The sequence below is a fragment of the Rhodococcus sp. Q genome (assembly GCF_005503035.1).
Classification (GTDB): Bacteria; Actinomycetota; Actinomycetes; order Mycobacteriales; family Mycobacteriaceae; genus Rhodococcus_G.
The window spans coordinates 43,123-67,999 of the sequence record NZ_SCOY01000014.1; the positions used below are offsets into that span (position 1 = coordinate 43,123).

The following is a 24,877-nucleotide window of genomic DNA, read 5'->3' on the forward strand; positions in this document are numbered from 1 at the left end:
GTTCGGTCGAACCGGGCGGGGCAGGGGTCAGCTGAAGTGCATGACGCCGTCGTCGACGGTGCGGTGGCGCAGCGTCACCAGGTCGTGGACGTAACTCATGCCGAGTTGCCAGGGGGCACGCGAGCCGGAGTGCGGGAACTGGTCGATGGAGCGCTGCACGTAGCCGGCGTCGAAGTCGAGCAGCGGCCGCGTCGTGATCGTCGGGTCGTCGTTCTCGGGGACGCAGACCGTCTCGCCGTGGCGGTCCATGCGGGCGAGCAGGCGGCAGAAGTACTCGGCGACGAGGTCGGCCTTCAGCGTCCAGGAGGCGTTGGTGTAGCCGATGGTGAACACGAAGTTGGGGATGCCGCTGAGCATCATTCCCTTGTACGCCAGGGTTTCCGGAAGTGACACCGGTGTGCCGTCGACGAGGAGTTGGGCGCCACCGAAGATCAACAGGTTCAGGCCGGTCGCGGTGACGATCACGTCGGCGTCGAGTTGGGTTCCCGACTCCAGGGCGAGGCCGGTCTCGGTGAACGTGGAGATGCGGTCGGTGACGATCGATGCGGTGCCGTGCCGAATCGAGCGGAACAGGTCGCCGTCGGGGACGAGGCACAGGCGCTGGTCCCACGGGTTGTACCGCGGCGTGAGGTGGGTGTCGATGTCGTAGCCCGCGGGGAGTTGCCGCTCCTGGGCCTTGCGGAGGAACTTCTTGACCAGCCGTGGCTTCCGCTGGCTGAGCTGGTAGATCAGGATCGAGATCGCGACGTTCTTCCACCGTGAGATGGGGTAGGCGATCCGATCGCCGACGAGCCGGCGGAGGGTGTTGTTGATCGGGTCCTTCGCGGGGAGGGAGGCGATGTAGGTGGGGGAGCGCTGCAGCATCGTCACGTGCTCGGCGTCGCCTGCCATCGCGGGGACGAGTGTGACGGCGGTGGCGCCGCTGCCGATCACCACGACCTTCTTGCCGGCGTAGTCGAGGTCGACGGGCCAGTGCTGCGGGTGCACGATCCGGCCACGGAAGCGTTCGGTGCCTTCGAATTTCGGGGTGAACCCCTCGTCGTAGCGGTAGTAGCCGGTGCACGAGTACAGGAACCGGGCGGTGAGTGTCACCTCGCGGCCGGCGTGCTCCGCGGTGACGGTCCACACGCGGTCGGTGGACGACCAGTCGGCTCGGATCATTCTGTGCCCGAATCGAATCCGTTGATCGATGCCGGACTCCGCCGCGGTGGCTCGCACGTAGTCGAGGATCGCGGGACCGTCGGCGATGGACTTCTCGTCGGTCCACGGCCGGAAGCGGTAGCCGAGGGTCTGCATGTCGGAGTCGGAGCGGACACCGGGATAGCGGAACAGATCCCAGGTGCCGCCGATGGAGTCGCGTGCCTCGAGGATCGTGAACGTCTTGCGGGGGAACGCATCCTGAAGGTGGCGGGCGGCACCGATACCCGAGAGTCCTGCGCCGACGATGAGGACGTCGACGTCGGGGGTGATGCTCGTGCTCATGGTGACCCTCCGTGTTCAGGAGAACTGCGTGTGAATCAACGTAGCACTCAAAATTGGCCCGAAGAGCTCGAACGGCCCCCGGCTCGAGAGCCGAGGGCCGTTCAGACCGTGCATGGGAATCAGAGCTGCCCGAGGATGGTCAGCCGAGCTGGGAAACGACCCAGTCGATGCTCTTGGTCAGCTGGCTGATGTCCTCGGGATCGATCGCCGGGAACATGCCGATGCGCAGCTGGTTGCGGCCCAGCTTGCGGTAGGGCTCGGTGTCGACGATGCCGTTGGCGCGCAGGACCTTCGCGACCGCGGCGGCGTCGACGTTCTCTGCGAAGTCGATCGTGCCGACGACCTGCGAACGCAGCGCCGGATCGGTGACGAACGGGGTGGCGAACTCGGACGCCTCGGCCCACTCGTACAGCCGCGACGAGGAGTCCTTGGTGCGAGCGGTGGTCCACTCCAGGCCGCCGTTGCCGTTCATCCAGGAGATCTGGTTCTCGAACATCAGCAGGGTGGCCAGCGCCGGGGTGTTGTACGTCTGGTCCTTGGTGGAGTTGTCGACCGCGATCGGCAGCGACAGGAACTCCGGCGTCCACCGGCCCGAGTCCTTGATCTCCGCGACCCGCTCGAGCGCCTTGGGGCTCATCAGCGCGATCCACAGGCCACCGTCGGCCGCGAACGACTTCTGCGGCGCGAAGTAGTAGACGTCGGCGTCCGTGATGTTGACGGGCAGGCCGCCCGCGCCCGACGTCGCGTCGATCGCGATCAGCGCGTTCTCCGACCCGGCGGGGCGGCTGACGGGCACCGCGACACCGGTCGAGGTCTCGTTGTGCGCCCAGCCGATGAGGTCGACGGACGAGTCGGCGACGATCTCCGGCGCGGTGCCCGGATCGGACGAGACGACGATCGGGTCACCGATGAACGGGTTGCCCTTGGCGACCGACGCGAACTTCGACGAGAACTCGCCGTAGGTGAAGTGCTGCGAGCGCTCGCGGATCAGACCGAACGCGGCGGCGTCCCAGAATGCGGTCGAGCCGCCGTTGCCGAGGACGACCTCGTAGCCCTCGGGCAGCGTGAACAGGTCACGCAGGCCGGAACGTACGCGACCGACGACGTCCTTGACCGGCTTCTGGCGGTGGCTGGTGCCGAACACGGACGCGCCCACGTCCACCAGGTGCTGCAGCTGTTCGGGACGGACCTTGGAGGGTCCGCAACCGAAACGGCCGTCGACGGGCTTGAGGTCGGCGGGGATGATCGGGGTGCTCATCGAGTGTCCTTCTGCGTTTGATGGTGACGAGGCGGGAGAGAGTTAGCGGGCGATCTTGTCCCAGCCGGCGACGGACTCGGGGGTCCGGGGCTCGGGTCCGGTGTAGATGGCGGCCGGGCGGACCAGCTTGCCGAGGCGCTTCTGCTCGAGGATGTGCGCACACCAGCCCGCGGTGCGGCCACAGGTGAACATCGCGGGCATCATCGCTGCCGGGACCTCGGCGAAGTCGAGGATGACCGCGGCCCAGAACTCGACGTTGGTCTCGATGGCGCGATCCGGGCGGCGCTCACGCAGCTCGGCGAGGGCGGCCTGCTCCAGTGCGGCCGCGACCTCGTAGCGCGGTGCGTTCAGGCGCTTGGCGGTGTTGCGCAGCACGCGGGCCCGGGGGTCCTCCGCGCGGTACACGCGGTGACCGAAGCCCATCAGCTTCTCCTTGCGGTCGAGGATTCCCTTGACCAGGGCGCGGGCGTCGCCGGTGCGCTCGGTCTCCTCGATCATCGGCAGCACGCGGGCCGGTGCGCCGCCGTGCAGCGGGCCGGACATGGCACCGACGGCACCGGACAGCGACGCTGCGACGTCGGCGCCGGTGGAGGCGATGACGCGGGCGGTGAAGGTGGAGGCGTTCATGCCGTGCTCGGCGGCGGACACCCAGTAGGCGTCGATCGCGGCGACGTGCGCCGGGTCCGGGTCGCCCTTCCAGCGGATCATGAACCGCTCGGTGACGGTCTTCGCGGCGTCGATCTGCTTCTGCGGCACCGCAGGCTGGTAGATGCCGCGGGCGGACTGCGCGACGTAGGACAGGGCCATGACGGCGGCGCGGGCGAGGTTCTCGCGGGCGGTTTCGTCGTCGATGTCGAGGAGCGGCTCGAAGCCCCAGATCGGGGCGAGCATCGCGAGGCCGGCCTGGACGTCGACGCGGACGTCACCGGTGTGGATGGGAAGGGGGAAGGGCTCGGCGGGCGGCAGGCCCTGACCGAACTCGCCGTCGACGAGCAGTGCCCAGACGTCGCCGAAGGTCACGCCCTGCTCGACGAGATCCTCGATGTCCACGCCGCGGTAGCGCAGCGCGCCGCCGTCCTTGTCGGGTTCGGCGATGTCACTCGTGAAGGCGACAACGCCTTCGAGTCCGCTGACGAATCCTTCAGGTACTGCCGCGCTCGGTGCCATTCTCGTGGACTCTCCTCATCCGAGTGCCGCCGGTCCGGGCCGCACTAGCCGATTCGTCGGTTGCACGTGATCGGGATGCGGGCACGTGTCAGCCGCGGTCACTCGAACTCTATCCCGTTCGGCGTCACCGGTGAGCAGGGCATACCCGGGAGTAACGTGTTCGGCTGTGCCGTCCGATGCCGAAGTGCCCGCCGACCAGCGTTCGGCCGATCCCGTCGACCTGTCCGCGATGCGGGTGGCCTATGCGGCACAGGAGTCGAATTCTCCTGCGCCGGAATTGAACCTGGATGTCGCGACCGTCGCGGACGGCTGGTTCGTGCTGCTGCAGCGGTGGATCGACCAGGCCAGAGCCGCCGGGACGTCGGAACCCAATGCGATGGTCCTCGCGACCGTGGATGCCGACGGCAGGCCCGCCTCGCGAACGGTGCTGTGCAAGGGACTTTCGGAGGAGGGCTTGGTCTTCTACACGAACCACGGCTCGAACAAGGGGCGTCAGCTGGAACGGTTCCCGTACGCGTCGGCGACGTTCGCGTGGACGGCGTTCGCCCACCAGGTGACCGTGCGTGGCGAGGTGTCGCGGGTGCCGGACGAGGTGACGGACGCGTACTGGCGGACGCGACCGCGTGGATCGCAGCTCGGGGCGTGGGCGTCGGATCAGTCGGAGCCGATCGAGTCCCGGTCCGCGCTGGACGCCCGCCTGGTGGAGGTCACGGCACGATTCGCCGACCTCGAGGAGGTGCCACGACTGCCGGGGTGGGGTGGTTTTCTGCTCCGGCCGAGCACCGTGGAGTTCTGGCAGGGGCGTGCGAATCGCATGCACAACCGGGTGATCGTGACGCGCGGTGATGCCGGATGGTCGGCGCAGCGGCTGCAGCCCTGACTGGTAGAACTCTTTAGTGACTCGAACGACACGCGAATCGTCGCAGCCCACGACCGTGCGCAGGCGACGTCTGCTCGCCGACGTCACGCCGCTGCGCGAGCCGCACTACCGACGCCTGTGGACGGCGGGCATCGTCACCGTGATCGGTGCCCAGCTCAGCGTCGTCGCGGTACCCCAGCAGATCTACGAGATCACCCGCAGCTCCGCCTACGTCGGCCTCACCGGGGTCTTCGGCCTCGTGCCGCTCGTCGTGTTCGGGCTCTGGGGCGGCGCGCTCGCCGACGTGATGGACCGGCGCAGGCTGCTCACGATCACCACGCTCGGCATGATCGCGACGTCGGTGCTGTTCTGGATCCAGGCCGCGCTCGGCATGAGCAACGTGTGGCTGGTCCTGGGGTTGTTCTCGTTGCAGCAGGCGTTCTTCGCCGTCAATCAGCCGACGCGGGCGGCGATCATCCCGAGGCTCGTCCCCGGTGACCAGTTGCCCGCCGCGAACTCCCTGAACATGACGGTCGTGCAGTTCGGCGCGATCGCGGGACCTCTGCTCGCGGGAGTGCTGATCCCGTCGATCGGGCTGGCGAGCCTGTATCTGATCGACTCGATCGCGTTGCTCGCGACGCTGTGGGCCGTCGTCCGGCTCCCTCCGATACCGCCGACCGGCCCGACGACCAGAGCCGGACTCCGATCGGTGCTCGACGGGTTCGCGTACCTGTCCACCCAGAAGGTGCTGCTCGCGTCGTTCGTGGTCGACATCATCGCGATGGTGTTCGGCATGAGCCGGGCGTTGTTCCCGGAGATCGCGCACGAGACGTTCGGTGATCCCGCGTCCGGTGGCACCGCGCTCGGACTGCTGTTCGCCGCGATGTCCGCGGGCGCGGTGCTCGGCGGCGTGTTCTCGGGTTGGTTGCCGCGTGTGCGACGCCAGGGTCTCGCCGTCGTCGTGTGCATCGTGTTGTGGGGCCTGGCGATGGTCGGCTTCGGTGTCGCGGTCGGGTTCGCCGATCCGGACTCCGGACCACTGTTGCTGTGGGTGGCGCTCGGATTCCTCGCGTTCGGTGGTGCCGTCGACATGGTGTCCGCGGCGTTCCGGTCGACGATGCTGCAGCAGGTCGCCCCCGACGACATGCGGGGTCGACTGCAGGGCGTCTTCATCGTGGTCGTCGCGGGCGGCCCACGGATCGGGGACGTGCTGCACGGCGTCGCCGCCTACGCGTTCGGCACCGCCGTCGCCGCGGCGGGCGGCGGAGTGCTCGTGGTCGTCGGCGTCGTGTTCGCGTGCCTGGCGTTCCCGATGTTCCTGCGGTACCGGGTGGGTCGGGGCTGACGACCACCTCGTTGACGACTCCGTCACGGCCGCACAGAAAGGCTTGCGCTGGCGTGAGGGTCGGGGACACTGGTCGCCATGCGTGAGCCCGTGTACGAGATCGAGTTCGGAGACCATCGAGCGGAGGTCGTGTCCCGAGGCGCCGGCCTGCGCTCGCTCACGAAGTCGGGTCGCGCACTCACGGAGCCGTGGCCTAGGGGGACGGGGCACACGGGCGCCGGTCAGGACCATCCGCCTCTGTCCGCGGGCCTGGTGCTGGCGCCGTGGCCCAACCGGATCCGGGACGGGAAGTTCTGGTTCGACGGCGTCGACCACCACCTGGCACTCACCGAACCGGAACGCGACAACGCCATCCACGGCCTGGTTCGCCGCGACGACTGGCAGCTGGTCGACCACTCCGCGCATCGCGTCGTACAGACCATCCGCGTCGGCCTGCACAAGGGCTGGCCGTACCCGCTGCAGCTGACGGTGACCCACGAGCTGGGCCCGGACGGCCTGACCGTCACGCACACCGCGGTCAACATCGGCGCGACCCCGGCGCCGTTCGGGCTCGGAGTCCACGCGTTCCTGCGGGTCGGAGACGTCCCCCTCGACGAGTGCACGCTGCGCCTGACCGCGGGCACCTGGCTTCCGCTCGACCCCGAGCGGATGCTGCCGCAGGGCCCGTCGAAGGCCGTCGAGGGCACCGAGTTCGACTTCACCTCGCCGCGCAGTCTGGACGGTGTGCAGCTCGACACCCCGTTCAGCTCGATCGTCCCCGACCACGACGGGCGCGCGCGGCACGAGCTGCGAGCGCCGGACGGGACCGGGACCGTGTTGTGGACGGACCGAACCTTCGGGTGGGTGCAGGTGTTCACCGCGGACCCGGCGCAGGGGCAGGGCTACCCGGGGCGGGGACGGGCGCTCGCCGTGGAACCGATGACCTGTCCGCCGGACGCATTCAACTCCGGAATCGACGAGATCGTGCTAGCTCCGGGAGCGGACTGGTCGGGCCGCTGGGGTATCACAGCCGTGTGACCCTCGACCGAGGAAGCGATGTGATCGCCAGGTCAGCGGATTTCGTTACGGTACGAACCGGCGAAAACGACGACCCGCCCTGGGCGGCTGTGGGCGACTGCGACTAGGTTCTCTTATCGACTGACTTTTGCAACTCGCAAAGCCTCGAGTTTGAGAGGGATCCTCCGTGCCCGCTGTCGATGACACCACGCCCACACTCAGCTACCCGGGTGGCGCACACTCGATGTCGATTGCCAAAGCAACCGAAGGCAACGACGGTATCGAGCTGGGTAAGCTCCTTTCCGCGACGGGGTACACCACCCTCGATCCCGGATTCGTCAACACCGCCTCCACCAAGTCGGCGATCACCTACATCGACGGCGACAAGGGCATCCTGCGTTACCGCGGATACCCGATCGAGCAGCTGGCGGAGAACTCCACGTTCATCGAGGTCAGCTACCTGCTGATCTACGGTGAGCTCCCGACCACCGACGAGCTGGCGGCGTTCACCACCCGCATTCAGCGGCACACGCTGCTGCACGAGGACCTCAAGCGGTTCTTCGACGGCTTCCCGCGCAACGCGCACCCGATGCCGGTGCTGTCCTCCGCGGTGAACGCCCTGTCGGCGTACTACCAGGACTCGCTCGACCCGGACGACCCGGAGCAGGTGGAGCTGTCCACCACCCGTCTGCTCGCGAAGATGCCGACGATCGCGGCCTACGCGTACAAGAAGTCCGTCGGGCAGCCGTTCCTGTACCCGGACAACTCCCTGTCTCTCGTGGAGAACTTCCTGCGTATGACGTTCGGCTTCCCGGCCGAGCCGTACGAGGTCGATCCCGAGATCGCCAAGGCCCTCGACATGCTGCTGATCCTGCACGCCGACCACGAGCAGAACTGCTCGACGTCGACGGTCCGGATGGTCGGTTCGTCGGACGCCAACCTGTTCACGTCGGTGTCCGCGGGCATCAACGCCCTGTGGGGTCCGCTGCACGGCGGCGCCAACCAGGCCGTGCTCGAGATGCTCGACGAGATCAAGGCGAGCGGCGGCGACGTCAAGGAGTTCGTCCGCAAGGTCAAGAACAAGGAAGACGGCGTGAAGCTCATGGGCTTCGGGCACCGCGTCTACCGCAACTACGATCCGCGCGCCGCGCTGGTCAAGAAGGCGGCGGACACGATCCTCTCGAAGCTCGGCGGCGACGACGAGCTGCTCGACATCGCGAAGGCGCTGGAAGAGGCCGCGCTGACCGACGAGTACTTCATCGAGCGCAAGCTGTACCCGAACGTCGACTTCTACACGGGTCTGATCTACCGCGCGATGGGATTCCCGACGCGCATGTTCACCGTGCTGTTCGCGATGGGCCGGCTGCCCGGCTGGATCGCGCACTGGCGTGAGATGCACGAGGATCCGGCCACCAAGATCGGCCGTCCGCGTCAGATCTACACCGGCTACACCGAGCGCAACTTCGTCGACCTGGGAAGCAGGTAGTCACTCATGAGCAACGCCCCCGAGATCGAGCCCTGGGACGGTCCGGCCCCCACCGAACTGGTGGCCGAGGACATCACCGTCGGTCACGGTGCCGAGGCGACCCCCGGTTCGAAGGTCGAGGTGAACTACCACGGCGTCGAGCTCGAGAGCGGCGAGGTGTTCGACTCCTCGTTCCTGCGTGGCGAATCCATCACCTTCCCGCTCGCCGGTCTGATCGCCGGCTGGCAGGAGGGCATCCCCGGCATGAAGGTCGGCGGACGCCGCAAGCTGGTCATCCCGCCGGAGCTGGCCTACGGTCCCGCGGGCTCGGGCCACCAGCTGTCCGGGAAGACGCTGATCTTCGTCATCGACCTGCTCGATGTCGTGGTTCCTCCGCCGGTCCCCGAGGTGGAGCCGGCCACGGGTCCCGCGCCGACGGAGCTCGTGATCGAGGACATCACCGTCGGTGACGGCGCGGAGGCGCAGCCCGGTGGCGTCGTGGACGTGCACTACCACGGTGTCGAGTTCGACACGAACGCCGTGTTCGACTCCTCGTTCCAGCGGGGCGACTCGGTGAAGTTCCCGCTTCCCCGACTCATTCCCGGTTGGCAGGAGGGCATCCCCGGCATGAAGGTCGGCGGACGCCGCAAGCTGACGGTGCCGCCGGAGCTGGCGTACGGCGCCGCAGGTTCCGGGCATCCGCTCGGTGGCAAGACGCTGGTCTTCATCATCGACCTGCTCGGCACCAACTAGAGATTTCCCGAACGAGGGCCCGCATCGCATACGATGCGGGCCCTTTTTCGTCCGGGGAGCTGTCGGGCGGGTGCTGCGTCAGGCGCGAGCCGGGAACTCGAACACCAGTCGGGTGCCGCCGAGGTTGCTGTCCTCGAACCAGGCACGGCCGCCGTGCAATTGGGCCTGCTGCTCGACGAGGGACAGACCGAGACCCGAGCCACCCGCTGCGGCGTGGGATCCCCGCCGGAACCGCTCGAAGACCACCTCACGTTCGGCTTCCGGGATGCCGCACCCGTTGTCGTCCACCGTGAGCCGGACGGTGCCGTCCGTCCGCCGCTGCACGGCGAGCACGATTTCCGTTGCACCGCCGTGCCGCACCGCGTTCGACGTCGCGTTGTCCACCGCCAGGCGCATGCCCGCGGGCAGACCGAGGATCACCAGCGACGGTTCGGCTTCGACCCGCACCCGCAGATTCGGGTGCTGACGCTGCGCGTCGTGCGCTGCCGCGTCGCACAATTCGGCCAGATCCGTCGCGACGTGGTCGCTGTCGCTGGACAGTTCGCCGGACGCGAGCCGTTCGAGCGCGGACAGCGTGGACTCGACGCGGCCCTGGGTTCGCGCCAGGTCGGCGAGGATCTCGGCCCGCTGCGTCGCGTCGAGTTCGAGTGTGGACAGCACCTCGATGTCGGTACGCATCGCGGTCAGCGGGGTCCGTAGTTCATGTGCGGACGCCGCCGCGAAGTCGCGTGCCGTTTCCAAGGCCTGCTCTGTTCGACCCTGTGCCTGAGCGATCCGGCCGAGCATCTTCTCGATGGCCAACGCCAGTTCCTCCGCCTCCCGCACACCCGACACTTTGGCGGGTTGCGGTGCGTCACGGGCGATCTGGTGGGTGAGCCGCACGATCGGCCGCACGGCGCGGCCACCGAAGAACCAGCCGAGGACGGTGGCCGCGGCGACGGCGAACGCGCCGGCGATCAGCACCCACTTGCGCTGGTCGGTCGTGATGTCCCGGGCCTCCGACGCGGGTACCGCCAGCGACATCAGCATCGGCGAGTTCGGTATCGGGGACGTGGAGACCCGGTAGTCGACGCCGTCGACGTCGACAGTGCTGGCGCCTGCCTCGGTGACGGGCAGTTTCGTCGGGGTGCTGGCGATGACGTCACCGGTTCCGGTGGAACGGATGGTGATCGCGAACGCGCCGCCGTCGCCGAAGGTCGGCAGGAACGATGCCGCGGTCGCGATGTTCGCCACCAGGACACTCGACGCGGTGTCGAGTCGGCGGTCCAACTGCGCCATGTTGTTCCGGGAGATCGCGAGCGAGACGAAGATGCCGAGCAGGACGACGATGACGGCGGCGCCGAGGGCTGCGGCCGCCGCGACACGCGCACGCAGCGAGTACGAACGCCGCCGACTCACGATGCGAGCCTCACGCCGGTTCGCGGAGCACGAAACCGACTCCCCGAACCGTGTGCAGGATGCGGGCATGGCCGTGCGCTTCGAGTTTGCGGCGCAGGTAGCCGACGAAGACGTCCACGACATTGGTGTCCGCGACGAAGTCGTAACCCCACACCAGTTCCAGCAGTCGCTCCCGACTCAGCACCACACCGCTGTTGCGCACCAGGATCGCGAGAAGTTCGAATTCCCTTTTGGTGAGATCGATCTCGTTGCCGTCGAGGGTGGCCCGGCGGCCCGGGAGATCGAGAGTGAGGAGTCCGACGGTGACGCTGCCCGGAGGCTGCGGCGGCGCGGGGGCCGCGCGCCTGCGCAGCATGGCGTTGATCCGGGCGACGAGCTCGGCGAGCACGAACGGCTTCACCAGGTAGTCGTCGGCGCCGGCCTCGAGACCTGCCACCCGGTCGTCCACCGACGAGCGGGCGCTGAGAACGCAGATCGGGATGTCGTTGCCCATCGCGCGCAGTGCGGTCACCACGCTCGCGCCGTCGAGGACCGGCATGTTCATGTCCAGTACGACCGCGTCGGGGGAACGCTCGGCGACCATGGTCAGGGCCTGGGCACCGTTGGCCGCGGTGAGGATGGTGAACCCGGACAGGCGCAGCCCCCTGCGCAGGGACGAGAGCACGTCCTCGTCGTCGTCGACGACGAGGAGAGTGGCGGAAGCGGTGTCGGTCACCTGGCTATTGTGCCTGCACGCTGTCACCCGGCTTCGGGGCCGAGGAGTTTCGCGAGCGCGTCGAGGACCGCGGGGTCTTCGATCGTCGACGGCACCGTGTAGTCCTCGTGGTCGGCGATCTGCCGCATCGTCTTGCGGAGGATCTTGCCGGATCGCGTCTTCGGCAGCGCCTGTACGACGGTGACGTCGCGGAACGTGGCGACGGCACCGATCTGGTCCCGGACCATCGCGACCAGTTCGGTGCGCAGCACCTCGTGGTCGATGTCGGCACCCGCCTTGAGCACCACGTAACCGCTGGGCCGCTGTCCCTTGAGATCGTCCTTGATGCCGACGACGGCGCATTCCGCGATCGCCGCATGCTGCGCGACGACGGCTTCCATCGAGCCCGTGGACAGCCGGTGACCTGCCACGTTGATGACGTCGTCGCTGCGGCCGAGCACGAACACGTACCCGTCGGCGTCGATGTACCCGGAGTCGCCGGTGAGGTAGTAGCCGGGGAAGGTCGACAGGTACGACTTCACGTACCGGTCCTCGTCGCGCCACAGGCCGGCGAGGGTGCCGGGCGGCAGCGGCAACTTGATGACGATGTTGCCTTCGGTGCCCGCCGCGACTTCGGTGCCCGCACCGTCGACGATCTGCACGCGGTAGCCGGGCACCGCCACCGTCGGTGAGCCGGCCTTGATCGGCATCGGCTCGAGGCCGCGCAGGTTGGCGCAGATGGCCCACCCGGTTTCGGTCTGCCACCAGTGGTCGATCACGGGAATGCCGAGCTTCGCGGTCGCCCACTCGTAGGTGTCGGGGTCAAGGCGCTCACCGGCCGCGAACAGCGTCGTCAACGTCGAGGTGTCGTACTTCGCGAGTTCGGCTGCTTCCGGGTCGACCTTCCGGATGGCACGGATTGCGGTGGGCGCGGTGAACAGTGCCCGCACCTTGTGTTGTTCGACGATGCGCCAGAAGGCGCCCGCATCGGGGGTACCGACGGGCTTCCCTTCGTAGAGGACGGTCGTCGCCCCGACGAGCAGTGGGCCGTACACGATGTAGGAGTGGCCGACGACCCAGCCGACGTCGGACGCCGTCCACATCACCTGGCCGGGGCCGATGTCGTAGATGTTGCGCATGGACCAGGCCAGCGCGACCGCGTGCCCGCCGTTGTCACGGACCACGCCCTTCGGCTTCCCGGTGGTCCCGGAGGTGTAGAGGATGTACAGCGGGTCCGTGGCCGCGACGGGTACGCAGTCGGAGGGCTCGGCGTCCGCGGTCGCGGCGTCCCAGTCGAGCCAGCCGTCGTGGTCGGCGGCGCTGCCGGGGATCTGCTCGCGATTCTTGACGATGATCGTGCCGGGGGCGTTGTCGGTGAGGCCGAGGGCACGCTCGACGATCGGCAGGTATTCGATGGTGCGGCCCGGTTCGAGACCACCGGACGCCGTGATCAGGGCAGTGGGCTGCGCGTCGTCGATGCGGGCGGCGAGCTCGGCGGCCGCGAACCCGCCGAACACGACGGAGTGCACGGCACCGATGCGGGCGCACGCGAGCATCGCGACAGCGGCCTCGGGGATCATCGGCATGTAGACGATGACCCGGTCACCCGCGGTGACGCCCTGCGCGGCGAGCACGCCCGCGAAGCGCGAGACCTCCCCGAGCAGATCCGAGTACGTGTACGTGCGGGTGGTGCCGAGCATCGCGGAGTCGTAGATCAGTGCGGCCTGGTCGCCTCGCCCCGCCGCGACGTGCCGGTCGAGGGCGTTGAAGCAGGTGTTGACCCGCGCATCCGGGAACCAGCGGTACATCGGAGCTGCGGAGTCGTCGAGGGCTTTCGTCGGCGCGGTGATCCAGTCGACGGCGTCGGCAGCCTGCAGCCAGAACCGGTCCGGCTGCTCGATGCTCTCCCGAAAGGCGTTCGCGTAGGTGCCCTCGGCATGCTCGGCTGACGTCATCGACTGAGTCCTCTCGTTCCGGCGCGCAGCATTCCTGCACGTTGTGACGTGCACGACAAACACCCTAGGTGATGGGCGTCACCACATGCCCCGTCCAGGCGTGGGCTGCGCCGGACGGCATCCGTTCGTCGGTGAACGGGTGACGGGCGGCCCTGACGAGACGTCGTCGGCATGGGGTCGCTGGTGCGTGAGGGGTGAGGGGCCTGCCCTCTAGGGTGGTGGCATGACGCTTCTCGCCGAGGATCTGCTGCTGCTCCTGCTGGACGACGAGACCGGGAAGCCCCTGGTCGAGGGATACACGTTGCCTCGGGTGCTGGCCGGTGCGGTGCTGCTGGACCTGACACTCGACGGTGTCGTCGAGCCGTCCGACGGGACCGGCGAGGTGAAGAAGGGCCGCCTGGTGTTGCGGAACCGGACGGCGCCGCTGGATCCGATCCTGGCGCACGCGGTGGCGCAGCTGCGGGGGTCGAAGCCGATGAAGCCGGAGGCGGCGATCGAGAAGCTCGGGAAGAACCTGCGGGAGGCGGTGCTCGGCAGGATCGTCGAGCGGGGTTGGGTGCACGAGGCGAAGGGCAAGGTGCTCGGCATCTTCCCGACGAAGACGTGGCCGTCCGTCGACGACGCCCACGAGCGGGTGGTTCGGGCGAAGCTGCGGGCCGCGCTCGTCGACGGCGGCGACCCTGATCCGCGGACCGCGGCACTGATCTCGCTGCTGTCGGCGGTCGATGCCGCACCGAAGGTGTTCCCGGACGAGAAGAAGAAGGCTGTTCGCCGGCGCGCCAAGGAGATCGCGGGCGGCGACTGGGCCGGGGTCGCGGTGCGTCATGCGGTGGAGTCGGTGAATGCGGCGATCATCGCGGTCGTCGTCGTGCCTGCCGTCGCCGCGGGCGGAAGCTAGGCCCTTCTCCCGATCGGCGTGACAGCCGCGGCGGGTGATCCTCAGAGGCCCTGCTGCTCACGGTCCTGCGACGCTGCGTCCTCCTCGATCCGGATGGCGACGCGCACACACTCGAACATCACGACCGCCACGACGAAACCGGTCAGGGCGCCCCACTGTTCCTGCGCGAACAGGAACACTTGCGTCACGAGGAGGGTGACGACGACCGATGCGCGCAGCAGACGCAGCGCGCGCAGGTAGGGGCCGCGGACCAGGAACCACAGCCCGGCCGCGGCGAGGGCCCCGGACACCATGCTCGACACCGTCACGACCAGGTCCGACATGTCGTCGATCTCGCTGTCGTTGACTCCGAGCAGAGCCACGATCACCGAGACGACCGTCAGGACGGCCTGGATCACGAACAGCGCCAGCACGATCCGGCGCACGACGCGGTGGCCGAGAACGGTCTCGGCGCGTCGGGTCACGGTGTTGCGTGCCCGGACGATTCGCGAGCCGACGCCGAGCTGTGGGAGGTCCTCGGCGTCGAGTGCCGCACGGAGGGCAGCGGCCGTGCCGGTGAGCCCCGGGTCGCGGACACCGCCCAGTACACCGAGTGCGGCCCGGCGCCGGACGTCGTCGAGATGGCCGAGCGCCAGGTCCGTGACCGCGGTGGCCGCGATCGCGATGCGACGGTGGTCGGGTAGTCCGACACGGGCGATCGCCTCGCGAGCAACGAGATAGAACAGGACGAACACCGTGTAGATCAGTGCGATCGCGGGTTGGAAGAAGTAGTTGACGTCGGAGGTGACGAACTTGCCGATCTCGTCGACGAACAGGCCGAATCCGATGCCGCCTGCCACGGCGGCGAGCACGCGTACCCGGCTGTCGGTGGCGATCTCGACGGCCACGAGCGCCGACGCCATCAACAGTCCGCCCCACAGGACGTGCGCGATGTGCAGTGGGCCGCTGCCGATCTGCGGGTAGCCGGTCGCGGCGAGGTAGGCGCGGGTGATCAGGACGGTCGCGGCAGCGGCCACCAGGAACAGGTCGACTCGGGCGAGTGCGCTCGAATCGTGTTCGCGGACGGCCGCTGTCGTGGTCATCGTGGCAGTCCCAGCTTCCGGTACCGGGTGGTGCGGGCCTCGTATCGGCGGTCGGGTACCAGGGCCCTGAGATCAGCGAGTTCGCGGGCGATGGCCGCACCGACCCGTTTGGAGAACTCGATCGGTTCGTCGGCGGCGTCCGGTCGTTCGGGGATGATCGCGTCGATCACGCCGTCCCGGAGGAGGTCGAGGGACCGGATGCCCTGCGCTTCGGCCATCCTCGGTGCCTGGGAGGTGTCACGGTGCACGATCGCACTGGCGCCTTCCGGGGGGAGTGGTGCGAGCCAACCGTTCTGGGCTGCGAGCACCCGATCGGCGGGTAGCAGCGCGAGCGCGCCGCCACCGGTGCCCTGACCGAGCAGCACCGAGACGGTGGGGGTGTTCAGGGTGACGAGATCGGCGAGGCAGCGGGCGATCTCGGGTGCGAGGCCGCGTTCCTCGGCTTCCTTCGACAGTGAGGCGCCCAGGGTGTCGATCACCGACACCAGTGGAATGCCCAGTTCCTCCGCGAGTTTCATCGCACGCCGCGCCTCGCGCAGCGCGCCCGGGCCCATCGTGGTCTCGGGGGACTGACCGCTGCGGTCCTGGCCGAACAGCACACACGGCTGCCCACGGAACCGTGCGAGAGACACGAGCACTGTCTTGTCGGCCTCGCCCTGCCCGGTGCCCGACAGCGGAACCTGTTCGGTCGCGGCGTGGCGGAGCAGTTGCCGGATTCCGGGTCGGTCGGTGCGCCGGGACAGCATCACCGACTGCCACGCCGGGATGTCCGGTATGTCGACCGGTTCCGGGTGGGCGTCGACGTACTCGTCCGCTTCTCCCGTCATCACGCGCAGCGTGCGGGGAACCAGATGCCGCAACGACTCCGGTGCCGCCACGCCGTCGATGACGCCGTTGGCGTAGAGGTTCTCGGCGGTCTGCACGCCGTCGGGGAACTTCTCGCCGTACAGCGCCTGGTACACGCGGGGACCGAGGAAACCGACGAGCGCGCCCGGTTCCGCGACCGTGACGTGTCCGAGCGACCCCCAGGACGCGAACACCCCGCCGGTGGTGGGATGCCGCAGGTACACGAGATAGGGCAGCCCGTTCGCCTTGTGCACGGACACGGCCGCGGCGATCTTGACCATCTGCACGAATGCGAGGGTGCCCTCCTGCATGCGGGTGCCGCCCGAGGTCGGGGACGCCAACAGCGGCAACCCTTCCGCGGTGGCGCGTTCGACGGCTGTGACGATCCGCTCGGCGGCGGCGACCCCGATCGATCCGGCGAGGAAGCCGAATTCGCAGGCGATCACCGCGACGCGTCGGCCTCGAACGGTTCCCTCGCCGGTCACGACGGACTCGTCGAGGCCCGTCTTGGCACGGGCGGCGTCGAGGTCGGCGCGATACTCCGGGTCTGCGGGTACCTCGACGGGCGCGGTGTCCCAGGACCGGTAGCTGTCGGCGTCGAGGACCAGGTCGAGGACGTCGCTGGCGGACAGTCGCGCGGGCATGTGCCGACCCTATCTGCCGAGCGCCTCCTTCCATGAGACCGTCTTGCCGACGCGCAGGATCGACCGCTGGTAGATCTTCGCCGCCGCGAGCGAGGCGGCAGCGGTCGCGGCGAGCATCAGCACGACCGTGCCGACGATCTGGCCCGGGCTCGCCACCCCCGCGGCGATCCGCAGCGGCATCAGGATGGCGGAGAACGGCGGGATCCAGCTCATCACGGTGCTGATGGTGCCGTCGGGGTTACCGACAGCGGAGAACGCGGTGAAGAACATCGCCATGATGAGCAGCATGAGTGGCATGGCGGTGGAGTTGACGTCTTCCTGCCGCGACACCATCGACCCGGCGGCGGCGTAGAGGGCGGCGAAGAAGACGAACCCGAGAACGAACCAGCCGAGGGTGCCCGCGAGTACCGCCAGCGCCGTCCCGGTGACGGTGAGAACGCCGGTGGCGAGGGCCGTTCCCACGCCCGCGACACCGTAGGCGGCGAGCTGCAGCAGTCCGACGGCGCCGATGCCGAGGATCTTGCCCCACAGCAGTTGCAGCGGGCGGACGGTGGAGAGCAGCAGTTCGACGACCCGGCTGGACTTCTCCTCGACGACGCCCATCGCGACGTACATGCCGAAGCCGAGGATCTGCATGTACAGCAGGATCACCGCGGTCACGGACAGGGCGACGCGCTGCCCCTGCTCGGGATCGGGTGGGTCGATCGCGTCGACGGTGACGACGGCCGCGGACGTCGTGGCACCCAGCTGCGCGACGTCGACGCCTTCGGCTTCGAGCGCACGCTGCTGGGCCTGCGCGGCGACGGCGACGTCGAGGACGGTGCGCAGGCCCGCGTCGAGTTCGGATTCGGTGACGGCGACGGCGGACCCGTCGTCGGCGGGGATCAGGGCGACGTCGAGGTCGCCGGACTCGACCTGTGCCCGCGCGGTCGCCTCGTCGAGGTCGGTCACCTCGACCTCGGTGCCGACCTGCTTTCCGGTGGATTCGAGTGTGCTGGTCAGGGATTGGTCACCGACCAGGCCGATGGCCGATCGGGTGACGTCGTCACCGCCGGAGAAGACGGAGTAGCCGATGATGCCGCCGATGATGGCGATCAGGATGATGAGGTTGCTGACGAGAAAGCTCTTCTTCCGTACCTGGGTGCGGAATTCGCGGCGTGCCACCAGCGCGACTGCGCGGAGGGTTCCCACCGAGGGGCGGCCGGCGTCCGGCCTGCGGTCCAGTGTGGTGCTCATGCGGTGACGACCTCTCGGAACAGTTCGGTCAGGGACGGTCGGCGTAGCGAGAATTCGTGTACCGGGCCGGTTTTCAGAGCCGCCGTCAGCACGTCCTGGTCGGATGCCGGATCGTCGAGTTCGAGCACCGTGTGTCCGTCGGCGTGCTCGACGGTGCGCACGCCGTGCAGGTGGTCGGCCCAGCCGACGGGCGCGTCGGGAGCGTGCACCACCAGTCGCGGTGTCCCGACTCCGCGGAGTTCGTCGACGGTGCCGATCGCCTTCATACGTCCGCCTGCGATGATGCCGACGCGGTGGCACAGTCGCTGGACGAGGTCGAGCTGGTGACTCGAGAAGATCACCGGGACGCCGGTGTCCGCCTTCTCGGCGAGCACCGCGCTCATGACGTCGACGGCGACGGGGTCGAGGCCCGAGAACGGCTCGTCGAGCACCAACACAGCCGGGTCGTGCACCAGCGCGGCTGCGAGTTGGACGCGTTGCTGGTTGCCGAGGCTGAGCGAGTCGACGGTGTCGCCGACGCGTTCGGAGATGCCGAGGCGCTCGGTCCAATGGGTGACGGCGGCCCTCGCGTCCCGGCGGGACAGGCCGTGCAGCTCGGCGAGGTAGGAGAGCTGTTCTCCCACTTTCATCTTCGGATACAGCCCCCGCTCCTCGGGCATGTATCCAATGGTGCGGCGGACGTCCAGATCGACGGGTCGTCCTCCGAGCAGCACCTGCCCGGAGTCGGCGGCCAGGACGCCGAGTGCGATGCGCATCGTGGTGGTCTTGCCTGCGCCGTTCGATCCGACGAACCCGAAGATCTCACCGGGTCGGACGTCGAAGCTGAGGTCGTCGAGCGCGACCACGTCCCCGTAGCGTTTCGAGATGTGTTCGATGGCAAGGGTGTTCGAACTCACGGTGCCTCCAGGCGATCGTTGTCGGTCGTCGGGTGTGATTGGTCGGGATACGGGTCGGGGCGGCTCCACGCGAGGATCATGGTGGGGGAGCAGCCGCCGATCAGCAGGGTGGTGAGGGTGAGCAGTCCACCCGCGTACGCCATGGTGGTGTGGCTGCCGTCGGTGACACTGCTGCCGACGACCAGGTAGGTGACCGGGATCATCACCAGCCACTGGGTGATGCTCAGGCCGATGGACCGTGCGGCGTTGCGCTGCTGTATCTCCCACTCGTCAAGGGCGTCGGCGGGCGCATCGCCGAGTCGCCCCGACACGATCGACAGCGAGATCCAGATCGGGAAGAACACCAGACAGGCGGGCAACCACAGCAGCGGAGCGCGCTCGAAGAAGTGGCAGAGAACGCCGATGGTGAGCATCAGGACGAAGGTGACACCGAGCGCGACGACGAGGATTCGGCGCCGGGATCGGGTGCGCCACCGCGGCAGCATCGTCTCGGTCTTCTCGGATCTGACGAGAAAGCGCCGCGCGCGGTGCCGCTGGTAGCGCTCGAAGAGGGTCTGCTCAGGCATGTCGATCGTCTCCCTCCGGTCGGCCCTGTCGGTAGTACTCGGTCGAGAGGGGTGTGAACTCGGTGCGCGAGAACACCGCCTCGACGGGGAGTCCGAAGACCTCGCAGATGCGCAGTGCGAGGTCCAGGCTGGGGTAGTGGTCGCCGCGTTCGAGTGCGCCGACCGTCTGTGGGTTCACCTCGATCAGTTCCGCGAGTCGTGCTCGGCTCAGGGAACGCTCCGCCCGCAGGACCGCGATGCGGTTGTGGATGGGGCGGGATTCCCCGCGTCGAACCGGACTCATGCCACCCGAGTGTTGTGAAAACCCAACAATCCGTCAAGTTGTTCGAATTGCCGAGACGGCGTCGAAGCGGTACGACGTCGTGTAGTAGCGTCGGTGTGTGCACGTCACGGACTCGGCTCGGGTGCGCGGTGGTGCGGTCGGCGCGACCACCGCGGCGCTTGCGGTCGCCGCGCACGGCGCTGCTGGTGGTGGAGTCCCCACCGAATCCAGCATCCTTCTGCTGGTCGGTGTTGCCGTCGTCCTCGCGTCCGTCGTGACCGCCGTACCCGTGTTCCAGCGCCGAGTCGCCGCGGTGCCGGTGCTTCTCGCTGTGGGGCAGGTCACCGCGCACCTCGCCCTCACGGTCGGAGCGGGCCACCACCTCACCGTGGCGCCGGCCATGCTCGCCGCCCACGGCATCGCGATCACACTCTGCGGACTGCTCATCGTCGCGGCCGAACGCGTCGGACCGGCCGCCGCGGCTGCCGTGCGGTCGGTTGTCGCGGTCCTGCTCACCCCGGTCCGAGCCGTGGGCGGTGTCGCGGTCGCGCCCGCTCCCGTCGCCGTCCGATCCCTCGCGACCGTTCTCTGCCGCACCTGCGCGCCCCGGCGCGGTCCACCCGTCCTCGGCTGAACTCCGACCGACTCCGGCGCCCCGACACTGCGGTGCGTCGATCCCGCGCACCCTCGTGCGCCAACCCAGCCTTGAAGGACAACCGAATCATGATGACGACACACCGCTTTCGCAACGCACTGCTCGCCGGCGGTACCGCGCTCTGCCTGGGGGCCGCACTCGTCGGCTGCTCCGCGGACGACTCGGGCGCCGCGCCCGCCGCCGACTCCGTGACCCTCACCGACGCCTGGGGCAAGGCCGCCGAGGCCGGCAGCATGACCGCCGTGTTCGGCACCCTCTCCAACAGTGCGGGATCGCCGGTGACTCTCACCGCGGTCACCACCGACGTCTCGCCGCGGGCCGAACTGCACGAGATGGCGTCCGACGGATCGGGTTCGATGTCGATGCGCGAGAAGGAGGGCGGCGTCGAGATCCCCGCAGGCGGAGACAGCGTCCTGCAGCCGGGCGGCGAGCACGTGATGCTGTTCGACCTCAGCTCGCCGCTGAAGGCGGGCGATCAGCTGTCGATGACGCTGACGTTCTCCGACGGCAGTACCACCGACGTCCACGCGCAGGTGCGGGACTTCTCCGGCGCCCAGGAGAACTACTCCGAGAGCAGCGGTGAAGCGACCGAGCACGGTGGCAACATGGCCGAGCACGGTGGCGACATGGCCGAGCACAGCGGCGACATGAACGGCCACACCGGTGGCTGATCTGAGTCGCCGCCGACTGCTCGGTGGCGGTGCACTGGCCGTCGGGGGTGCCGCGCTCGGGTGGGGCGCGGCGTCCGCCGTCGACCGGACCGCGTCCGCGGCGACGCCGGAAACGGTGCCGTTCCACGGAGAGCATCAGGCAGGTGTCGCGACGACTCCGCCCGCGCACACCACGTTCGTCGCGCTCGATCTGCGGCCCGACACGGACCGTGACGCGATCATCCGGCTGCTGCGGGTGTGGACCGACGACGCCGCACGGTTGACCGAGGGGCGACCCGCGCTCGCCGACACCGAACCCGAGCTCGCACCGACCCCGGCCCGGCTCACGGTCACCGTCGGGTTCGGGCCGCGCGTGTTCACGGTGGCCGGTGTCGAGGACCGGCGGCCGTCCTGGCTCGCTCCGCTGCCGCCGTTCGCGGTCGACCGACTCGAATCCCGCTGGAACGATGGCGATCTGCTGCTGCAGGTCGGATCCGACGACCCGGTGACCGTGGCGCACGCCCTGCGTGTCCTGCTCAAGGGGTCGCGGACGACGGCGACGGTGCGGTGGACGCAACGCGGGTTCCGACGGGCTCGCGGCAGTGAGCCCGAGGGCACCACGATGCGCAACCTCATGGGGCAGGTAGACGGGACCGTCAATCCGCAAGGCGGAACCGCGGACTTCGACGGCCTCGTCTGGAACACCGACGGGCCGCTCGCGGGCGGGACGTCGGTGGTCGTTCGCCGGATCCGGCTCGACCTCGACGCCTGGGACGAGTTGGACCGCCCGGGACGCGAGATCGTCATGGGCCGACGACTGTCCGACGGGGCGCCGCTGACGGGGAACGCCGAACACGACGAACCGGACTTCGGTGCGATCGGCTCGGGCGGGTTCACGGTGATCGCGCCGAACTCGCACATCGCGCTGTCCCGGTCTCTCGACCCGAGTCAGCGCTTCCATCGACGGTCGTACAACTACGACGACGCCCCCGCCGGGGACGAGGTGTCGGACTCGGGGCTGATCTTCGTGTCGTACCAGGCGGATCCGGTCGCGCAGTTCGTCCCCGTGCAGCAACGCCTGTCGGATGCGGACCTGTTCAACACGTGGTCGACGCCTGTCGGGTCGGCGGTGTTCGCCGTCCCGCCGGGCTGCCGCGAGGGCGAGTACCTGGGTCAGTCGCTCCTCGGGTAGGCGCCTCACTCCTCGGTGAGGTGCCCGCCGTCCATCCGCCACCGGCGGGTGCTGCGCATCGTGTCCAGCATCCGCCGGTCGTGGGTGACGAGGAGCAGCGTCCCGTTGTACGACTCCATCGCCTGCTCGAGCTGTTCGATCGCGGGCAGGTCGAGGTGGTTGGTGGGCTCGTCGAGCACCAGCAGGTTCACGCCGCGGGCCTGGAGCAGGGCGAGTGCGGCGCGGGTGCGCTCACCGGGCGAGAGCGAATTCGCCGGGCGTAGAACGTGGTGCCCCTTGAGACCGAACTTGGCGAGCAGGGTGCGGACGTCGGCGTCGGGCCACTCGGGGACCTGCGCGCCGAACGCTTCGGCGAGCGGCTGATCGCCCTCGAACAGTCCGCGGGCCTGATCGACCTCGCCGACCGCGACGCCGGAGCCCAGTGTCGCGGTGCCCTCATCGGGGCTGAGGCGCCCGAGCAGCACACTCAGCAGCGTCGACTTGCCGGAGCCGTTCGGTCCGGTGACGAGAATGCGGTCACCCCAGTCGATCTGGGTGTGGATCGGGCCGAGCCGGAACGTTTCACGCTGAACAACGGCACCGGACAGTGTCGCGACGACGGCGCCGCTGCGGGGTGCGTCGGCGATCTCCATCCGCAGTTCCCACTCCTTGCGGGGCTCATCGACGACGTCGAGGCGTTCGATGCGGCGTTGCGTCTGACGGGCTTTCGCGGCCTGCTTCTCCGTGGACTCGGCGCGTGCCTTGCGTCCCATCTTGTCGGAGTCGGCACCCTTGGCCTTGCGGCGGTTGTTGCGGACGCCGTGCTCGAGCCAGTTGCGTTGCATCTGCGCCCGCGCCTCGAGGCCCGAGAGGGTGTCGGCGTACTCCTCGTACCGTTCCCTGGCGTGCCTGCGGGCGACGGCTCGTTCCGCCAGATACGACTCGTAACTGCCGTCGTACACGGCGATCTGCTGTTGTGCGAGGTCGAGTTCGACGATCCCGGTGACGGTGCGCGCCAGGAACTCCCGGTCGTGGCTGACCACCACGACGCCCGTGCGCGTCTCGGCGACGAACCGTTCCAGGCGTTCGAGGCCGTCGAGGTCGAGGTCGTTGGTCGGCTCGTCGAGCAGCAGGACGTCGTATCGGGACAGCAGCAGCGCCGCCAGCCCGACCCGCGCGGCCTGCCCACCGGACAGTGCCGTCATCTCGGCGTCCAGTCCCGCGGTGAGGCCCAGGTCGTCGAGGACCTGTCCGGCCCGCTCGTGCAGGTCGGCGCCGCCGAGCGCGAGCCAGCGTTCCAGCGCGTGCGCGTACCGGTCGTCGCCGCCCGGCTCGGTCAGCGTTTCGGCGGACGCGTTCATCTCGGTCTCGGCGGCGGTGACGCCGGTGCGGCGACCGAGGTACGCCTCGACGGTTTCGCCGGGGATCCGTTCGGGTTCCTGGACGAGGTGCCCGACGGTCGCGTCCGGCGGGCTGAGGGAGACGGTGCCCTCGACGTCGGCGGTGGTGTCGCCGGAGAGGATGGACAGCAGGGTGGACTTGCCTGCGCCGTTGGCTCCGACCAGGCCGATCACGTCCCCGGGCGCGACCACGAGATCGAGACCGGTGAACAGGGTGCGTTCGCCGCGAGCGGCGGAGACGTCGTCGGCGTGGAGGGTGGCGCTCATGAGGTGATTGTCTCAGTCGCCGCGGTGACCGCCCGCAGCGGGAACAATCGCCGGTTCGATGTGGTTGGAGCGTTGCATGACATCTGTGAGCCCAGTCCCGAACGTGCCGCTCAATGACGGCAACACCATCCCCCAGGTGGGGTTCGGCGTGTGGCAGGTTCCCGATGACGAGACCTTCACCGCGGTGACCAGTGCCCTGAGCATCGGATACCGCAGCATCGACACCGCCGCGATCTACGGCAACGAGGTGGGCACCGGGCGGGCGATCGCCGCGTCCGGCGTGCCGCGTGACGAACTGTTCGTCACCACCAAGCTGTGGAACGGCAAGACCCAGCCGTGGACCCGTGACTCCGTCTTCTTCGAGTTCGACGCCTCGCTCGACCGGCTCGGCCTCGACCACCTCGACCTGTACCTGATCCACTGGCCGCGCGCCGTGCGGGACGACTACCGCGAGATCTGGCGGGCACTGACGGAGTTGAAGGCCGACGGCCGCGTCACGTCGATCGGCGTCTCCAACTTCCAGCCCGCCCAGTTGCGCACCATCATCGACGACACGGGCGTCACCCCGGTGATCAACCAGATCGAGGTGCACCCCGATTTCGCGCAGCCCGAATTGCGGGCCCTGCATCAGGAACTCGGCATCGTCACCGAGGCGTGGTCGCCGCTCGGTCAGGGCCGGGGCCTGCTCGACGATCCGGTCCTCGCCCGGATCGCAGAGAAGCACCAGCGGTCGACGGCACAGGTCGTGCTGCGCTGGCACCTGCAGCTCGGCAACGTCGTGATCCCGAAGTCCGTGACGCCGCACCGGATTCGGCAGAATTTCGAGGTGTTCGACTTCGCACTGGACACCGACGATCTCGCCGCCATCGCGAGCCTCGACGTCGGCAACCGGCTCGGCCCCGATCCGGACACCTTCGACGTCTGAGCACCAC

At 68.8% G+C, this 24,877-nt stretch carries 23 protein-coding genes and 1 pseudogene; 11 read left to right on the forward strand and 13 right to left on the reverse strand.

Going from position 1 to position 24,877, the window contains the following annotated elements; all coding sequences use genetic code 11:
* Window positions 1-27 precede the first annotated feature (27 nt).
* From FFS72_RS15075 to FFS72_RS15085, 3 genes are all read right to left on the reverse strand, one after another.
* Window positions 28-1,482 carry a flavin-containing monooxygenase gene (locus FFS72_RS15075; protein WP_137874701.1) on the reverse strand — a complete coding sequence of 485 codons (1,455 nt, stop codon included), beginning with the start codon at window positions 1,480-1,482 and terminating at the stop codon, window positions 28-30.
* 139 nt (window positions 1,483-1,621) lie between these two features.
* The gene (gene serC, locus FFS72_RS15080; protein WP_137874702.1) at window positions 1,622-2,740 is read right to left on the reverse strand and encodes a phosphoserine transaminase; all 1,119 of its coding nucleotides are present in this window, start codon (window positions 2,738-2,740) and stop codon (window positions 1,622-1,624) included.
* Between the two features lie 42 nt (window positions 2,741-2,782).
* Window positions 2,783-3,907: a citrate synthase 2 gene (locus tag FFS72_RS15085; protein WP_050066590.1), complete on the reverse strand. Its 1,125-nt coding sequence runs from the start codon at window positions 3,905-3,907 to the stop codon at window positions 2,783-2,785.
* 229 nt (window positions 3,908-4,136) lie between these two features.
* Between FFS72_RS15085 and pdxH the strand changes: the two genes are divergently transcribed.
* The 6 genes and pseudogenes from pdxH to FFS72_RS26795 all read left to right on the forward strand — a co-directional run bounded on the left by pdxH (window position 4,137) and on the right by FFS72_RS26795 (window position 9,325).
* A complete protein-coding gene (gene pdxH / locus FFS72_RS15090; protein ID WP_137874762.1) occupies window positions 4,137-4,787 on the forward strand; it encodes a pyridoxamine 5'-phosphate oxidase in 651 nt (216 codons plus the stop codon).
* Window positions 4,788-4,803: 16 nt separating this feature from the next.
* Window positions 4,804-6,111, forward strand: coding sequence for an MFS transporter (locus FFS72_RS15095; protein ID WP_502704120.1), 1,308 nt, complete (start codon window positions 4,804-4,806; stop codon window positions 6,109-6,111).
* Between the two features lie 78 nt (window positions 6,112-6,189).
* Window positions 6,190-7,128: an aldose 1-epimerase family protein gene (locus FFS72_RS15100; protein ID WP_137874703.1), complete on the forward strand. Its 939-nt coding sequence runs from the start codon at window positions 6,190-6,192 to the stop codon at window positions 7,126-7,128.
* 166 nt (window positions 7,129-7,294) lie between these two features.
* Window positions 7,295-8,593 (forward strand): citrate synthase, encoded by a 1,299-nt coding sequence (locus tag FFS72_RS15105; protein ID WP_084734396.1) that lies wholly within the window; start codon window positions 7,295-7,297, stop codon window positions 8,591-8,593.
* Between the two features lie 6 nt (window positions 8,594-8,599).
* Window positions 8,600-8,956, forward strand: a pseudogene (locus tag FFS72_RS26790) (FKBP-type peptidyl-prolyl cis-trans isomerase); the annotation flags it as partial.
* Window positions 8,957-9,325: an FKBP-type peptidyl-prolyl cis-trans isomerase gene (locus tag FFS72_RS26795; protein WP_249353341.1), complete on the forward strand. Its 369-nt coding sequence runs from the start codon at window positions 8,957-8,959 to the stop codon at window positions 9,323-9,325.
* Between the two features lie 78 nt (window positions 9,326-9,403).
* Here the strand turns inward: FFS72_RS26795 and FFS72_RS15115 are convergent, their stop codons facing one another.
* The 3 genes from FFS72_RS15115 to FFS72_RS15125 are packed head-to-tail and all read right to left on the reverse strand — an operon-like array spanning window position 9,404 to window position 13,372.
* Window positions 9,404-10,723 carry a sensor histidine kinase gene (locus FFS72_RS15115; protein ID WP_249353329.1) on the reverse strand — a complete coding sequence of 440 codons (1,320 nt, stop codon included), beginning with the start codon at window positions 10,721-10,723 and terminating at the stop codon, window positions 9,404-9,406.
* 10 nt (window positions 10,724-10,733) lie between these two features.
* A complete protein-coding gene (locus FFS72_RS15120; RefSeq protein WP_137874706.1) occupies window positions 10,734-11,438 on the reverse strand; it encodes a response regulator transcription factor in 705 nt (234 codons plus the stop codon).
* Window positions 11,439-11,461: 23 nt separating this feature from the next.
* Window positions 11,462-13,372, reverse strand: coding sequence for a propionyl-CoA synthetase (locus tag FFS72_RS15125; RefSeq protein ID WP_137874707.1), 1,911 nt, complete (start codon window positions 13,370-13,372; stop codon window positions 11,462-11,464).
* Between the two features lie 223 nt (window positions 13,373-13,595).
* On the opposite strand from FFS72_RS15125, the gene FFS72_RS15130 reads away from it, so the two are divergent.
* Complete coding sequence (locus FFS72_RS15130; protein WP_137874708.1) at window positions 13,596-14,270, forward strand: GOLPH3/VPS74 family protein; 675 nt, start codon at window positions 13,596-13,598, stop codon at window positions 14,268-14,270.
* A gap of 41 nt (window positions 14,271-14,311) precedes the next feature.
* Here the strand turns inward: FFS72_RS15130 and FFS72_RS15135 are convergent, their stop codons facing one another.
* From FFS72_RS15135 to FFS72_RS15160, 6 genes are read right to left on the reverse strand one after another with little or no spacing between them, the layout of a single operon-like run.
* Window positions 14,312-15,352: a hypothetical protein gene (locus FFS72_RS15135; RefSeq protein WP_137874709.1), complete on the reverse strand. Its 1,041-nt coding sequence runs from the start codon at window positions 15,350-15,352 to the stop codon at window positions 14,312-14,314.
* Entirely contained in the window at window positions 15,349-16,842 is a 1,494-nt protein-coding gene (locus FFS72_RS15140; protein WP_137874710.1) for an acetyl-coenzyme A carboxylase carboxyl transferase subunits beta/alpha, read from the reverse strand. The genes FFS72_RS15135 and FFS72_RS15140 overlap by 4 nt, the downstream gene beginning before the upstream one ends.
* Before the next feature lie 9 nt (window positions 16,843-16,851).
* A complete protein-coding gene (locus FFS72_RS15145) occupies window positions 16,852-18,078 on the reverse strand; it encodes an ABC transporter permease (RefSeq protein WP_137874711.1) in 1,227 nt (408 codons plus the stop codon).
* Window positions 18,075-18,974 carry an ABC transporter ATP-binding protein gene (locus FFS72_RS15150; RefSeq protein WP_137874712.1) on the reverse strand — a complete coding sequence of 300 codons (900 nt, stop codon included), beginning with the start codon at window positions 18,972-18,974 and terminating at the stop codon, window positions 18,075-18,077. Before FFS72_RS15150 ends, FFS72_RS15145 begins: the two co-directional genes overlap by 4 nt.
* Window positions 18,971-19,540, reverse strand: coding sequence for a hypothetical protein (locus tag FFS72_RS15155; RefSeq protein ID WP_137874713.1), 570 nt, complete (start codon window positions 19,538-19,540; stop codon window positions 18,971-18,973). Before FFS72_RS15155 ends, FFS72_RS15150 begins: the two co-directional genes overlap by 4 nt.
* Window positions 19,533-19,823, reverse strand: coding sequence for a helix-turn-helix transcriptional regulator (locus FFS72_RS15160; RefSeq protein ID WP_050066606.1), 291 nt, complete (start codon window positions 19,821-19,823; stop codon window positions 19,533-19,535). Before FFS72_RS15160 ends, FFS72_RS15155 begins: the two co-directional genes overlap by 8 nt.
* 97 nt (window positions 19,824-19,920) lie before the next feature.
* Here FFS72_RS15160 and FFS72_RS15165 point away from each other — a divergent pair, with 97 nt between their 5' ends.
* From FFS72_RS15165 to FFS72_RS15175, 3 genes are all read left to right on the forward strand, one after another.
* A complete protein-coding gene (locus FFS72_RS15165) occupies window positions 19,921-20,436 on the forward strand; it encodes a hypothetical protein (protein ID WP_137874714.1) in 516 nt (171 codons plus the stop codon).
* A gap of 89 nt (window positions 20,437-20,525) precedes the next feature.
* Window positions 20,526-21,128, forward strand: coding sequence for a copper chaperone PCu(A)C (locus FFS72_RS15170; protein WP_137874715.1), 603 nt, complete (start codon window positions 20,526-20,528; stop codon window positions 21,126-21,128).
* On the forward strand, window positions 21,121-22,299 hold the full coding sequence (locus tag FFS72_RS15175; RefSeq protein WP_137874716.1) for a Dyp-type peroxidase: 1,179 nt from the start codon (window positions 21,121-21,123) through the stop codon (window positions 22,297-22,299). The genes FFS72_RS15170 and FFS72_RS15175 overlap by 8 nt, the downstream gene beginning before the upstream one ends.
* Window positions 22,300-22,304: 5 nt before the next feature.
* On the opposite strand, the gene FFS72_RS15180 is transcribed toward FFS72_RS15175, so the two are convergent.
* The gene (locus FFS72_RS15180) at window positions 22,305-23,945 is read right to left on the reverse strand and encodes an ABC-F family ATP-binding cassette domain-containing protein (RefSeq protein WP_137874717.1); all 1,641 of its coding nucleotides are present in this window, start codon (window positions 23,943-23,945) and stop codon (window positions 22,305-22,307) included.
* A 76-nt stretch (window positions 23,946-24,021) separates the two neighbouring features.
* Between FFS72_RS15180 and FFS72_RS15185 the strand changes: the two genes are divergently transcribed.
* Window positions 24,022-24,870, forward strand: coding sequence for an aldo/keto reductase (locus tag FFS72_RS15185; RefSeq protein ID WP_171018694.1), 849 nt, complete (start codon window positions 24,022-24,024; stop codon window positions 24,868-24,870).
* The last annotated feature ends 7 nt before the right edge of the window (window positions 24,871-24,877 follow it).